Below are 13274 nucleotides of genomic sequence, written 5' to 3'. Positions count from 1 at the left end.
TCCTCGGCGCCGACCGCGTCGGACTCGACGACGACTTCTTCGCCCTCGGCGGCAACTCCCTCATCGCCACCCAGGTCGCCGCCCGCCTGTCCGCGGCCCTGCACACCCGCGTCGGCGTCCGCGACCTGTTCGACGCCCCCACCGTCGCCGCCCTCGCCGCCCGCACCGAAACCCGCACCGACACCGGCAACCGCACACCACTGGAGCCACGGCAGCGGCCCGATCGGGTGCCGTTGTCGCTGGCGCAGCAACGCATGTGGTTCCTCAACCGGTTCGATCCGGAGTCGGCGGTCGACAACATCCCTGCGGCCGTGCGGCTCTCGGGGCTGCTGGACCGGCAGGCACTGCAGATCGCGGTCGCGGACGTCCTGGCCCGTCACGAATCGCTGCGGACCCACTACCCGGAGTCCGACGGCGCGGCCTACCAGCAGATCGTGCCCACCGGCCGGGTCATCCCGGACCTGACCCCGGTCGAGGTCACGGAGGACGAACTGCCGCAACGGCTTTCGGAGCTGGTGCTGACCGCCTTCGACGTGACCGCGGAGGTGCCGTTCCGCGCGCGGCTGTTCGAGGTCAGCCCCACCGAGCACATCCTCGCCCTGGTGGTGCACCACATCTCGGCCGACGGGTTCTCGATGGGCCCGCTGACCCGGGACGTGATGGCCGCGTACGGCGCTCGTGTCGACGGCGGCGAGCCGGCCTGGCAGCCCCTGCCGGTGCAGTACGCCGACTTCGCGCTGTGGCAGCGCGAGGTCCTGGGTAACGAGGCCGACCCGGAATCGGTCATCGCGCAACAGATCTCGTTCTGGCGCGATTCGCTGCGCGGGCTGCCGGAGCAGCTGGATCTGCCCGCCGACCGGTCGCGCCCCGCGGTCGCGTCCGGTCGTGGCGCGACCCACACCTTCCGCATCGACCCCGATGTGCACGTCCGGCTGGCCGAATTGGCCCGCGCGCGCGGCGCGACCCTGTTCATGGCGGCCCACGCCGCGCTGGCGCTGCTGCTGTCGCGACTGTCCGGGGAGACCGACATCGCGATCGGCACCCCGGTGGCCGGCCGCGGTGAGCGGGCGCTCGACGACCTGATCGGCATGTTCGTCAACACCCTGGTGCTGCGCACCGAGGTGGACGGCGGCGTCGGCTTCGGTGACCTGCTGGAATCGGTGCGGGCGGCCGACATCGCCGCATTCGGGCACTCCGATCTGCCGTTCGAGCGGCTGGTGGAGATCCTGAATCCGGCGCGGTCGCAGGCGCGGCATCCGCTGTTCCAGGTGATGCTGTCGTTCCAGAACACCGGGCAGAACTCGCTCGAGTTGCCGGGGCTCACGGTCAGCGGGGTCGACCTGCCGATCGACACGGCGAAATTCGACCTGCAGCTGGTACTGACGGAACAGTCGCAGGTCGCGTCCGCGAGCGGCAACGGCACCCCCGCCCCGGGCGGCATGGTCGCCGAATTCATCTACGCCACCGATCTTTTCGATCCGGAGACGATCGCGCGGTTCGCGCGCCGGTTCCAGCGGCTGCTGAAGGCCATCGTGTCCACCCCGGATCGGCCGATCGGCGACTTCCCGCTGCTGGACGCCACCGAGGCGCTGCAGGAACTGCGGGTGTGGAACGACACCCGGCGCGAGATCGGTGCGGCCGCAACGCTGCCCGAGTTGTTCACCGCGCAGGCGCGGGTCACCCCGGACGCCGTCGCGATCGTGGACCGCGAGGCCGGGCAGACCCTGACCTACGCCGAGTTCGCGGGCCAGGTGCACCGGCTGGCGCGGCGCCTGGTGGAGGCCGGGGTGCGGCCGGAAAGCCTGGTCGCACTGGGCATGCGACGGTCGATGGACCTCGTTGTCGCAGCCTACGCGGTGCACGCGGCCGGTGGCGGCTACGTCCCGCTGGACCTCGACCAGCCCACCGAGCGCATCGGATACGTGCTGGCGACCGCGCGGCCGGTGTGCGTATTGACCACCACCCGAGACGGTTTCGCGTCCGAGGCGCCGACGCTGAACGTCGACGAACTGGACCTGTCGGCCTACTCGGATACGCCGCTGACCGACGCGGAACGACACGGCACACTGCGGCCGTCGCATCCGGCGTACGTGATCTTCACCTCCGGCTCCACCGGCCGTCCCAAGGGCGTGGCGGTGCCCCATGCGGCCGTCGTGAACCAGATCCGCTGGATCACCGGCGAATACGGCATCGACGAGCGGGACGTGGTGCTGTTCAAGACGCCCGCCACCTTCGACGTGTCGGTGTGGGAATTGTTCGGGCCCTTGGCGGTCGGTGGCCGGATGGTCGTGGCGAGCCCCGACGGGCATCGCGATCCGCAGTACCTGGCCGACGTGATCGCCGCCGAGCAGGTGACGATGACCTCGTTCGTGCCGTCGATGCTGACCGTGTTCGCCGGCGCCGTCGGGGAGCGGGTATCCGATTCGCGGCTCGCCGCGGCTGCCGATCGGGCGGCGATCTCGTCGCTGCGCGCGCTGCTGATCGCCGGTGAGGCGTTCACCGGCGATACCGTCGCGGCGTTCCGCCGGATCGGGGACGCGGCGCTGTACAACCTGTACGGCCCCACCGAGTTCACCGTGCACGCCACGCACGCGCCCGTCGTGCCCGACGTGCGCGGCGCGGTGCCGATCGGGCTGCCGGTGTGGAATGCCCAGGCGTACGTGTTGGATTCGCGGCTGCACCCGGTGCCGCCGGGTGTCGCGGGCGAGCTGTATCTCGCGGGCGATCAGGTGGCGCGCGGCTATGTCGGCCGCCCCGACCTGACCTCGGACCGCTTCGTGGCGAATCCGTTCGGCGAGATCGGGTCCCGGATGTACCGCACCGGCGACCTGGTGCGCCGGTCCGCCGACGGCGCGATCGTCTATCTGGGCCGCACCGACTTCCAGGTGAAGTTGCGCGGACTGCGGATCGAGCTCGGCGAGATCGAATCCGCGCTCACCTCGGACACTTCCGTCTCGCAGGCGGTCGCGGTGGTGCGCTCCGACGAGCGCACGGGTGATCGGCTGGTCGGCTATGTGGTCGGCGAGGACGTGGACGTGGACGCGCTGCGCGCGCGGCTCGTGGACCGGCTGCCGTCCTACATGGTGCCCGCGGCGATCGTGGTGCTGGATGCGTTGCCGCTCAACGCGAACGGCAAGCTGGACCGCCGCGCGTTGCCCGATCCGCAGTTCGAGTCGCGGGAATTCCGCGCTCCCACTTCGCCGATCGAGGAACTGGTGGCGTCGGTGTTCGCCGAGGTCCTGGGCCTGGCGGCGGCGCGGGCGGATACCGCCGCGCTGCGGCCGGTCGGGCTCGACGACGACTTCTTCGATCTGGGCGGCAACTCGCTGATCGCGACCCAGGTGACGGCGCGGCTCGGCGCCGCGCTGGACACCCGGGTGCCGGTCCGCCTGCTGTTCGAGGCCCCGGCGGTCGGCCTGCTGGCGGCCCGGCTGGAGAGCCACGCCGGGACCGGTGGCCGCCGCGCGCTGGTGGCCGGCCCACGGCCGGAACAGATTCCGTTGTCGCTGGCGCAGCAGCGGATGTGGTTCCTGAATCGGTTCGATGCCGGGAGCGGAGCGACCTCGACCAGCACAGCGAGCGCCGCCTATAACCTTCCGTTGGCGGTGCGACTGCGCGGCGATCTCGACGTGGACGCGCTCCGGCAGGCGGTCGCGGACGTCATCGACCGGCACGAGGTGCTGCGCACGGTGTACCCGGAGACCGCCGACGGCCAGGGCGTTCAGGTGGTCCTGCCCGCCGGTACGGAATATCCCGCGCTGCAACCGATCACGGTGACCGAGGCCGAACTGCCGGACCGGATCGGCGAACTGGTGCTGGGCGGCTTCGACGTCACCGCCGAGGTGCCGGTGCGGGTCGGCCTCTTCCGGGCCGACGGACCGGTGCCGGAACACGTGCTGGTCGTGGTGGTGCACCACATCTCCGGTGACGGCTGGTCGATGCGGCCGCTGGCCCGGGACGTGATGATCGCCTACGCGGCGCGCTCGCACGGCGAGGCGCCGGGCTGGGCGCCGCTGCCGGTGCAGTACGCGGATTACGCGCTGTGGCAACGGGAGACGCTGGGCTCCGAGGACGACGAGCAGTCGCTGATCGCCGGGCAGGTCGCCTACTGGTCCCGGTCGCTGGCCGGACTGCCCGATCAGCTGGATCTGCCGGCCGACCGGCCGCGTCCGGCCGTCGCCTCCAACCGTGGTGGCGTGCACCAGTTCTCGGTCGACGCGGAGCTGGTGCGGGCGGCGCACGGGGTGGCCCGCGCGCACGGCGCGAGCCTGTTCATGGTGGTGCACGCGGCGTTCGCGGCGCTGCTGGCCCGGTTGACCGGTGCCGACGACATCGCCGTCGGCACCGCCGTCGCGGGTCGCGGTGAGGCCGTACTCGACGACGCCATCGGCATGTTCGTCAACACCCTGGTGCTGCGCACCGAGGTGCCGGCGGCCGATACCTTCGAAGCACTCCTGGCGCGGACGAAGGACACCGATCTGGCCGCCTTCGGGCAGGCGGATCTGCCGTTCGAGCGGCTGGTGGAGATCCTGAATCCGGCGCGGTCGCAGGCGCGGCATCCGCTGTTCCAGGTGATGCTGTCGTTCCAGAACACCGGCGAGGCGTCCTTCGAACTGCCGGGCCTCGAGGTGGCCGCGGTGCCGCTGGACGTGGTCACCGCGAAGTTCGATCTGCACCTGAACCTGACCGAGCGCTTCGCCCCCGACGGGGCCGTGCTGGGCATGGACGCCGAATTCGCCTATGCCACCGACATGTTCGACGCCCGCACAGTGGCGGCCTTCGCGCACCGGCTGGTGCGGGTGCTGGCCGCGGTGGCCGCCGATCCGGCCGTCGTCGTCGGCGACATCGACCTGCTCGACGCCGACGAGCGCCGCCTGGTGCTCGCCAACTGGAACGCGACGGCCTACGACGTCGACCGGCTGGTGCTCGGCAAGGCGGCCGGCACCCGCGCGCTGACGCTGCCGTCGATGTTCGCCACGCAGGTGGCCCGCACCCCGGACGCGATCGCGCTGACCTTCGCGGGGACGAGTCTGTCGTACGAGGAGTTCGCCGGACGGGTGAACCGGCTGGCCCGGCACCTGATCTCGCTGGGTGTCGGCCCGGATGTGCCGGTGGCGCTGGGGATGCGGCGCTCGATCGAGCTGGTGCTCGGCATGTACGCGGTGAGCGTCGCCGGTGGCGTGTACGTGCCGCTGGATCCGGATCATCCGGCCGAGCGGACCCAGTACGTGCTGGAGACGGCCGAGCCGATCTGCGTGCTGACCACCACCGCCGACGCGGACACCGTTCCGGCCGGTGCGGTGCGCATCGACGAACTCGACCTGTCGGGATATTCGGACGAGCCGGTGTCGGACGCGGATCGGCTTGCGCCGCTGCGTGATTCGAATGCCGCCTACATGATCTTCACCTCCGGCTCGACCGGCCGCCCGAAGGGTGTGGTGATCACGCACCGGGCGATCGTGAACCGCCTGGTGTGGATGCAGGACGAGTACGACCTGGACGAGTCCGACACGGTTCTGCAGAAGACACCGGCGACCTTCGACGTCTCGGTGTGGGAGTTCTTCTGGCCGTTGCAGGTCGGCGCGCGCCTGGTGGTCGCCAAGCCCGACGGGCACCGGGATCCGGCGTACCTGCTGGAGATCATCGCCGCCGAGCAGATCACCACCGCGCATTTCGTGCCGTCGATGCTGTCGGTGTTCGTCGCCGCCCTGGATGCCGCCGGAGATGCTGCCGCGCGGGATCTCTCGCTGTACCGGGTCTTCGCCTCCGGTGAGGCGCTGCCCGCCACCGCGGCCCGCCGCCTGGTCGAATTGACCGGCGCCGGACTGCACAACCTGTACGGCCCCACCGAGGCCGCCGTCGACGTCACCTATCACGAGGTGACCGAGGCCGACACCGCGTCGGTGCCGATCGGCCGCCCGGTGTTCAACACCCGTGTGTACGTGCTGGATTCGCGGTTGCGGCCGGTGCCGCCGGGCGTCCCGGGTGAGCTGTATCTCGCGGGCATCCAGCTGGCCCGCGGCTACGTGTCGCGCGCGGACCTGACCGCGGACCGGTTCGTGGCCGACCCGCACGGCGCCGGTGAGCGGATGTACCGCACCGGCGACCTGGTGAAGTGGACCCCGGCAGGCGAGGTCGAATACCTGGGCCGCACCGACTTCCAGGTGAAGCTGCGCGGTCTGCGGATCGAGCTCGGCGAGATCGAATCCGCGCTCACCGCCCTCGGCGCCGTCGCGCAGGCGGTCGTGGTGGTCCGGTCCGACGACCGGCTCGGCGACCAGCTGGTCGGCTACCTCGTTCCGGCGAGCCCGATCGATCCGGACCGGGTGCGCGCCGAACTGGCCGACGCGCTGCCCGCCTACATGGTGCCGTCGGCGTTCGTGGTGCTGGATGCCTTCCCGCTCAACGCGTCCGGCAAGCTCGACCGCCGTGCGCTGCCCGCGCCGGTGTTCGAGGCCAAGGTCTTCCGGGCGCCGTCCACGCCGATCGAGGAGATCGTCGCCGGAACCTTCGGTGACGTCCTGGGTGTCGCGCGCGTCGGCCTGGACGACGACTTCTTCGAACTGGGCGGCAACTCGCTGATCGCCACCCAGGTCACCGCCCGCCTCGGTGCGGCCCTCGATGTGCAGCTCGCCGTGCGCGATCTGTTCGAGGCGTCGTCGGTGGCGGCGCTGGCGGCCCGGGTGGAATCCGGCGTCGGCACCGGCCGGCATCGGCCGCCGCTGGTGGCGGGCGAACGGCCGCAACAGGTTCCGTTGTCGCCGGCCCAGCAGCGGTACTGGTTCCTCAACCAGTTCGACACCACCACCTCCGCGGTGGACAACATCCCGCTGGCCGTGCGGCTGTCCGGCGCGCTGGACGTCGCCGCGCTGGAACGGGCCATCGGCGACGTGGTGTCCCGGCACGAGGTGCTGCGGACGGTCTACCCGCGGTCCGCGGACGGCCCGCATCAGGTGATCCTGTCCGCCGCCGAGGTCACGCCGACGCTGGCGCCGGTCGAGGTCGCCGAGACCGAATTGCTCGACCGGATCATCGGATTCGCGCTCACCACCTTCGACGTCACCGTCGAGGTGCCGCTCGCGGTAGCGCTGTTCCGGGTGGGCGGCACCGCGGACGAGCATGTCCTCGCCTTCACGGTGCACCACGTGTCCGCCGACGGCTCCTCGATGGGTCCGCTGGCCCGGGACGTGATGGCCGCTTACGCGGCTCGCGTCCAGGGCGAGGCGCCGCAGTGGCAGCCGCTGCCGTTGCAGTACGCGGACTACGCGCTGTGGCAGCGCGCCGTGCTCGGTACCGAGGACGATCCGGAATCGGTTGCCGCACACCAGGTCGCCTACTGGAAGACCGCCCTCGACGGCCTGCCGGACCAGCTGGAGCTGCCGACGGACCGGCCGCGTCCCCCGGCACAGTCGTTCCAGGGCAAGGCGATCCGCTTCGAGATCGATCCGCAGCGGCACGCCGCCCTGCACGCGCTGGCCCGCGCCAACAACGCGTCGCTGTTCATGGTGGTGCACGCGGCACTGGCCGTGCTGCTGGCCCGGCTGTCCGGGACCGGCGACATCGCCGTCGGCACCCCGATCGCGGGTCGCGGTGAGCGCGAACTCGACGACCTGATCGGCATGTTCGTCAACACCCTGGTGTTCCGCACCGCGGTGGACGGCAACGCCACCTTCGCCGACATGCTGGCGGAGGTGCGCGAGCGCGACCTCGAGGCGTTCGCCAACGCGGACGTGCCGTTCGAGCGCCTGGTGGAGGTGCTCAACCCGGTGCGGTCCACCGCGCGCAATCCGCTGTTCCAGGTCGGCCTGTCGTTCCAGAACCTCGCGGAGACCGTGTTCCGGCTGCCCGGGCTGACGGTCAGCGCCGTGAACTTCGACTCGCAGCTGGCGAAGACGGATCTGCACGTCACCCTGTACGACCGCTACACCGACAACGGCGCCCCGGCCGAGATCGTCACCGAATTCGGTTACGCCGTCGACCTGTTCGACGAGGCGACGGTGCAGGGCTTCGCGGACCGGTTCGTGCGGGTACTGGACGCGGTCGTCGCGGACGCCGGTGTCCGGGTCGGTGACATCGACCTGCTCGACGCGGCGGAGAACGCGCGAATCCTGCTGTCCTGGAACGCGACCGAACACCCGCTCCCCACCGCGGACGCGACCCTGGCCGCGCTGCTGGACGCGACCGTGGCCGCACATCCGGACGTGATCGCGGTCGCCGCCGACGAATCGGGTTCCGGTGCGCCGCAGGAGATCCTGACCTACGCGGAGCTGGACGCGCGGGTGAACCGCCTGGCCCGGTACCTGCTCGATCTCGGGGTCGGGCTCGAGGACCGGGTGGCGCTGGCGATGCCGCGCTCGGTGGACCTGATCGTGGCCATGTACGCGGTCGCGAAGACGGGTGCGGCCTATGTGCCTGTCGACCCGTCCCAGCCCGCCGACCGGATCCAGTACATCCTGCGCACCGCCGCCCCGGCCTGCGTGCTCAGCACGTCGGCGGCCGAGGCCGTGGTGAACCGCGCGATCCGGGTCGACGAGCTGAACCTGTCCCGCTACGACGACGCGCCGATCGAGGCGGACGAACTGTTCGATCCGTTCGGCCCCGGCAACACCGCGTATGTGATCTTCACGTCCGGTTCGACGGGCCGGCCGAAGGGTGTGGCGGTGCCGCACGCGGCTGTCGTCAACCAGTTGCTGTGGAAGACCGCCGAATTCGGCCTGGGCGCCGGTGACGCGGTGCTGCTGAAGACCGCGGCGTCGTTCGATCTCTCGGTCTGGGAGTTCTGGACCGGCGCGGCGTCCGGCGGCCGGGTGGTCGTCGCCGCCGCCGACGGGCATCGGGATCCGGCGTATCTGAACCGGTTGATGCGGTCCGCGGAAGTCACGACGCTGCATGTGGTTCCGTCGATGCTGGACGCGTTGCTGACGGAATCGAACGGCGCGCTGAGTGATTCGCTGCGGCGGGTGCTGGCGATCGGTGAGGCGTTGCCCGCGGCGACCGCGCAGCGGTTCCGCCGTGGCAACGCCGCCGAGTTGTTCAACCTGTACGGTCCCACCGAAGCGGCGGTGTCGATCACCAGTCACCGGGTGTCCGATGCCGATACGGTGTCGGTGTCCATCGGTGCGCCGGAATGGAATTCGCAGGCGTATGTGCTCGACGCCCGGCTGCGGCCGGTGCCGGTGGGTGTCTCGGGTGAGCTGTATCTCGCGGGTGCGCAGCTGGCGCGCGGCTACTTCGGCCGAGCGGACCTGACCGCGGATCGCTTCGTGGCCAACCCGTTCGGTACCGCCGGTGCGCGGATGTATCGCACCGGTGACCTGGTGGCGTGGAATGCCGCCGGTGAGCTGGAGTATCGGGGTCGTACCGACTTCCAGGTGAAGATCCGTGGTTTCCGGATCGAGCTCGGCGAGATCGAGGCCGCGCTGCTGCGGCAGCCGCACGTCACCGCGACCGCGGTAGTGGCGCACACCGATCCGCACCTCGGCGACCGCCTCGTCGCCTACGTCGTGGGCGACCCGGAGCAGCTCGACACCACCACGTTGCAGACGGCGCTGACGGCGGAACTGCCGTCCTACATGGTGCCCTCGGCCTTCCTCGAACTGGACGCGCTGCCGCTCAACATGAACGGCAAGCTGGACCGGAAGGCGTTGCCGCAACCCACCTTCGAGAAGGCGGTCTTCCGGGCGCCGGCCACCCCGATCGAACAGATCGTCGCCGAGAGCTTCGCCGACGTGCTGCGCATCCAGCCCGGCACCATCGGCCTCGACGACGACTTCTTCGCCTGGGGCGGCAATTCACTGCTCGCGACGCAGGTCGCGGCCCGGCTCGGCGAGGCGCTGAACGCGCGGGTGCCGGTGCGCCTGCTGTTCGAGGCGTCCACCGTGGCCGCGCTGGCGACCCGCGTCGAGCAGCACGCGGGCGCGGGCGGACGGAAGGCGCTCACGGCCGGACCACGGCCCGAACGGATTCCGCTGTCGCTGGCGCAACAGCGGATGTGGTTCCTCAACCGGTTCGCCGCCGGGGAACACGATTCGACCTCCGCGGCCTACAACGTGCCGGTCGCCGTGCGGCTGTCCGGCGCGCTGGACGTACCGGCGTTGCAGGCGGCGGTGCGGGATGTGGTGGCGCGGCACGAGATCCTGCGGACGGTGTACCCGCAGACCGACGGCGGTCCGGTACAGGTCATCCTGCCGGTCGCGGACGCGGTCCCGGCCGTCGAGATCCGCACGGTGCCGGTCGAGGGCGTCGAGGCCGCGATCGTCGATCTGACCAACACGGCCTTCGACGTCACCGCCGAGGTGCCGATGCGGGTGGCGCTCTACCGGATCGCCGGAACCGCGGCCGAATTCGTGCTCGCCATGGTGGTGCACCACATCTCCGGCGACGGCTCCTCGATGGGCCCGCTGACCCGGGATCTGGTGTCCGCGTACGCGGCCCGCGCGACCGGCGCCGCGCCCGCGTGGCCGCCGCTGCCGATCCAGTACGCGGACTACAGCATCTGGCAGCGCGAACTGCTCGGCGACGAACAGGATCCGGGCTCGGTGGCCGCCAAACAGGTCGCCTACTGGCGGCAGGCGCTGGCCGGCCTGCCGGATCAGCTGGACCTGCCGTCGGATCGGCCGCGCCCGCCGGTGCAGTCGTTCGCCGGTGGCCGGGTCGAACTCCAGGTGAGTGGCGAAACGCACCGGGCGCTGGTCGAATTGGCGCGCGGCGAGGGTGCCACGCTGTTCATGGTGATGCACACCGCGCTGGCCGTGCTGCTGTCCCGGTTGTCGGGCACCGACGACATCGCGATCGGCACCCCGATGGCCGGTCGTGGTGAGGCCGCGCTCGACGACCTGATCGGTATGTTCGTCAACACCCTGGTCTTCCGGACCGAGGTGGACGCCGGCGAGTCGTTCACCGACCTGCTGGCGCGCCAGCGCGAGATAGATATCGCGGCGTTCGCCAACGCGGACGTGCCGTTCGAGCGCCTGGTGGAGGCGCTGAATCCGGTGCGGTCGACGGCCCGGCATCCGCTGTTCCAGGTGGGCCTGTCGTTCCAGAACCTGGCCCGCACCGATCTCGAGCTGCCCGGCCTGCAGGTGTCCGGCGTCGACTTCGACACGCACATCTCGCAATTCGATCTGCACCTGATCGCGACCGACCGCTACGGCGACACCGGGCGGCCCGAGGGCATCAGCGGCTTCTTCACCTACGCCACCGATCTGTTCGATCGAAACACGGTGCAGAGCTTCGTGGATCGCTTCGGCCGCCTGCTCGACGCGATCGTGGCCGCGCCGGCCGTGCCGGTCGGCGACTACGACCTGCTCGATGCCGCCGAGCGGGATCGAGCGCTGGTGGCGCGCAACGCGACCGGGCACGATCTGCCGGTCGACGCGAGCCGGACGACGCTGGCCGCCCTGCTGGCCGCGACCGTGGCGCAGCGGCCCGGCGCCGTGGCGCTGGTCGGCCCGGACGGCACGGAGATCACCTATGCCGAACTCGGTGATCGGGTCAACCGCCTCGCGCGGCATCTGATCTCGTTCGGCGTCGGACCGGAGTCACGGGTGGCCTTGGCCATCCGGCGCTCGGTGGACCTGGTGGTCGCGATGTACGCGGTGTCGGCCGCCGGTGGTGCCTATGTGCCGGTGGATCCCGATCAGGCCGCCGAGCGCGTGGCGTACATCCTCGAGACCGCCGACCCGGTGTGTGTGCTGACGAATGCGGCGACCGCGTTCGCCGCTGCCCCGGATCGCGCGATCATCGAGATCGACCGGATCGACGTGGCCGGCGTGCCGGGCGATCCGATCACCGATGCGGACCGCCCCGAATCCCTGCATCCGGCGAACACCGCGTATGTGATCTTCACGTCCGGTTCGACGGGCCGGCCGAAGGGCGTGGCGGTGCCGCACGCGGCCGTCGTCAACCAGTTGCTGTGGAAGACCGCCGAATTCGGCCTCGGCGCCGAGGACGCGGTGCTGCTGAAGACCGCGGCGACCTTCGACCTGTCGGTCTGGGAGTTCTGGTCGGCGGCCGTGTCCGGCGGCCGGCTGGTGATCGCGGAGGCCGACGGCCATCGCGATCCCGGCTATCTGAACGAACTGATGCGGTCGGCGCGGGTGACCACGCTGCATGTGGTTCCGTCGATGCTGGACGCGTTGCTGACGGAATCGAATGGCGTGCTGAGTGATTCGTTGCGCCGGGTGCTGGCGATCGGTGAGGCGTTGCCGGCGGCGACGGCGCAGCGGTTCCGGCGCGGTAACACCGCGGAGTTGTTCAACCTGTACGGTCCGACCGAGGCGGCGGTGTCGATCACCAGCCATCGGGTGTCGGAGGCTGACAGTGTCTCGGTGTCGATCGGTGCGCCGGAATGGAATTCGCGGGCCTACGTGCTCGACGCGCGACTGCATCCGGTGGCCGACGGCGTCTCCGGTGAGCTGTATCTCGCCGGTGCGCAGCTGGCGCGCGGCTACTTCGGCCGCCCCGACCTGAGCGCGGATCGGTTCGTCGCCGACCCGTTCACCCCGGGTGCCCGGATGTATCGCACCGGTGACCTGGTGGCGTGGAATGCCGCCGGTGAGCTGGAGTATCGGGGCCGTACCGATTTCCAGGTGAAGATCCGTGGTTTCCGGATCGAGCTCGGCGAGATCGAGGCCGCGCTGCTGGCGCTGCCGGAGGTCGCGCAGGCGGCCGTGCTGGCGGTGTCGGACGCGCGCACCGGCGATCGCCTGGTGGCCTACCTGGTGCCCGGTGACGCGGAAGTCGATGTCGCGGTGGTGAAGTCGGCGCTGGCGTCGACGCTGCCGTCGTACATGGTGCCCTCGGCGTTCGTGGTGCTGGAAGCACTGCCGCTCAATGCCAACGGCAAGTTGGACCGAAAGGCGTTGCCGGCCCCGGAGTTCGAGGTCACCGCGTTCCGCGCGGCGTCCACGCCGATCGAGGAAGTGGTCGCGTCGGTGTTCGCCGAGGTGCTCGGGGCCGAGCGCGTCGGCGCCGACGACGACTTCTTCGCCCTCGGCGGCAACTCGCTGCTCGCCACGCAGGTCGCCGCCCGCATCGGCGCGGCCCTGGACGCGCGGGTCCCGGTGCGCACGGTGTTCGAGGCGTCGACGGTGGCCGGACTGGCCGCCAAGGTCGAGGAACACGCCGGTGCCGGTGGCCGTCCGGCGTTGGTGGCGGGTCCGCGTCCGGATCGGGTGCCGTTGTCGTTGGCGCAGTCTCGGATGTGGTTTTTGAATCAGTTCGATACCGGGTCGGCGGTGAACAATATTCCGGTGGCGATCCGGTTGTCGGGG

General features: G+C 70.8%; 1 protein-coding gene. It reads left to right on the top strand.

All coding sequences use genetic code 11. The annotated features are described in order from the left end of the window. Window positions 1-13274: non-ribosomal peptide synthetase (locus NRB56_RS37915; RefSeq protein WP_153349208.1), on the top strand; the 13274-nt coding region annotated here is incomplete at both ends.

Origin of the sequence: Nocardia aurantia (assembly GCF_009604425.1) — a bacterium.
Taxonomy (GTDB): Bacteria; Actinomycetota; Actinomycetes; order Mycobacteriales; family Mycobacteriaceae; genus Nocardia; species Nocardia aurantia.
The sequence above is the reverse complement of the archived record's forward strand: the minus strand, read 5'-3'. Positions and strand labels throughout refer to the sequence as shown.